The organism is Streptomyces sp. WELS2, from assembly GCF_013870595.1.
Taxonomy (GTDB): domain Bacteria; phylum Actinomycetota; class Actinomycetes; order Streptomycetales; family Streptomycetaceae; genus Streptomyces.
Genome location: NZ_JACBWZ010001106.1, coordinates 1 through 1,750, shown reverse-complemented (window position 1 = coordinate 1,750; position 1,750 = coordinate 1). Strand labels below are relative to the sequence as shown.

Here is a 1,750-nt window from a genome sequence, read left to right as displayed (position 1 = left end):
GCCGGATGACCGTGACGGCGCCCCGTACCGGAAGGGGCCTCTAGCCGCCGAAGCGGTCGCGCAGCTCGCGTTTGAGGATCTTGCCGCTGGCGTTGCGCGGCAACTCCGGGACGAACAGCACCCGTTTGGGCGCCTTGAACGGGGCGATCCTCTCCTTCACATGGGCGATGAGCTGATCCTCCGTCACCTCGGCGCGCGGGACGACGACCGCGGTGACGGCCTCGATCCACCGTTCGTCGGGCAGGCCGATCACGGCGGCCTCGGCGACCGCCTCATGGGTGTAGAGCACGTCCTCCACCTGGCGTGAGGCCACCAGTACGCCGCCGGAGTTGATGACGTCCTTCACCCGGTCCACGATGGTGAGATAGCCCTCGGCGTCCCGCACCGCGAGGTCCCCGGAGTGGAACCAGCCGCCGCGGAAGGCCTCGGCGGTCTCCTCGGGCCGGTCCCAGTAGCCCTCGCACAACTGCGGGGAACGGTACACGATTTCACCCGGCACCCCGGCGGGGACGTCGTCGCCGTCCGCGTCGACCACCCGGGCGTCGACGAACAGGACGGGCCGTCCGCAGGACTCCGGCCGCGCGTCGTGCTCGTCCGGGCCGAGGACGGTGGCCAGCGGGCCGATCTCGCTCTGGCCGAAGCAGTTGTAGAAGGCGAGGTGCGGCAGCCGTTCGCGCAGGCGCCGCAGCACCGGGACGGGCATGACCGACGCGCCGTAGTAGGCCTTGCGCAGCCCGGACAGGTCCCGGGTCGCGAAGTCCGGGCGGCCCGCGAGGCCGATCCAGACCGTCGGCGGGGCGAACAGGCTGTCCACCCGGCCGGTTTCGACCAGGTCGAACAGCCGGTCCCCGTCGGGCGCGTCCAGGATGAGGTTCGTCGCGCCGACCGCCAGGTACGGCAGCAGGAACACATGTGTCTGCGCCGAGTGGTACAGCGGCAGCGCGTGCACGGGCCGGTCGCCGGCCCGGAGGTCCAAAGCCGTGATGGCGCTCAGGTAGGCGTGGACCAGGGCCCGGTGGGTCATCATCGCGCCCTTGGGCACGGCGGTGGTGCCGGAGGTGTACAGCAGCTGCACCAGGTCCTCGGCGCGGGGTTCCGGGCCGTCGTACGGCGGTGCCCCGGGGAGCAGGGCGAGCAGCGAGTCGCCGGTGTCGCGCAGCGGCAGCACCGGCGTCCCGTGCGGCAGCCGTCCGGTGAGGCCGGGGTCGGCGAGGACGAGCGCGCTGCCGGACTGGCCGAGGACATGGGCCAGGTCGTCACCGGTCAGGTGGTGGTTGACCGGCACATGGACCAGGCCCGCGCGGGCGCAGGCGAGGAAGGCGATCAGATAGGCGTCGGAGTTGTGGCCGTAGGCGGCGACCCGGTCGCCGGGCGTGCGGCCCTCGGCGAGCAGCAGCGAGGCCGCGCGGGAGACGGCGTCGTCCAGTTCCCCGTACGTCCACGCCCGGTCGCCGTACTCGACGGCGACGCGCGCCGGGGTGCGCCGGGCGCTGCGCCGCAGCATCCCGTCGACCGTGCCGCCCTGTCCCTGCGTCATGCCTCAGGATCCTCGGCATGCCGCCCGGGGCGGGTCAAGCACCCGGGAGTGCCGGATGTCCGGTACACGGGCGGATTTCGGCAGTACCTCGCGCCCCGTTGACACACCCCTCGCCCGACAGGAAAGTTTCACGGTGCGGGACGGGTCCGGAAAGATACTTTCAGGCGGGAGGCCGCGGACGATGACGGACGACCTGGCAGGCACAAGAGCGGG

1 protein-coding gene is annotated in these 1,750 nt (G+C 72.3%); it reads right to left on the bottom strand.

Features of this window, described 5'->3' with window-relative positions; all coding sequences use genetic code 11:
- Positions 1-40: 40 nt before the first annotated feature.
- Positions 41-1,537 carry an acyl-CoA synthetase gene (locus H5J33_RS34090; protein ID WP_181798534.1) on the bottom strand — a complete coding sequence of 499 codons (1,497 nt, stop codon included), beginning with the start codon at positions 1,535-1,537 and terminating at the stop codon, positions 41-43.
- Positions 1,538-1,750: the final 213 nt, after the last annotated feature.

What these genes read in the sequence shown, in the direction of transcription:
- H5J33_RS34090 (WP_181798534.1), bottom strand. Translation starts at nt 1,537, where the DNA reads ATGACGCAGGGACAGGGCGGCACGGTCGACGGGATGCTGCGGCGCAGC.